The organism is Vibrio sp. 10N.261.55.A7 (assembly GCF_002877365.1).
Classification (GTDB): domain Bacteria; phylum Pseudomonadota; class Gammaproteobacteria; order Enterobacterales; family Vibrionaceae; genus Vibrio.
The window spans coordinates 1-229 of record NZ_MCWZ01000237.1; the positions used below are offsets into that span (position 1 = coordinate 1).

The window sequence follows — 229 nt, forward strand, 5'->3', positions numbered from 1 at the left end:
TAGTTATATCGATGATTGGTGAGTCAATATAACGTTGTTCTCTTCGTTGCTTACATAAGTAAGAACCAAGAGTTGTAATGTGGCTGGGCTACCTGGATTCGAACCAGGGAATGCTGGCATCAAAAGCCAGTGCCTTACCGCTTGGCGATAGCCCAACAAAGATTGTTTAGTGTCAATCACACGATTATCAGCTAATGAGATTAACCAATAAAATGATGGTGCGGTCGGA

At 42.4% G+C, this 229-nt stretch carries 1 tRNA gene; it reads right to left on the reverse strand.

The features are described 5' to 3' along the window. Positions 1 to 80: 80 nt before the first annotated feature. Positions 81 to 155: transfer RNA gene (locus BCU12_RS11265), tRNA-Gln, on the reverse strand. Positions 156 to 229 lie beyond the last annotated feature (74 nt).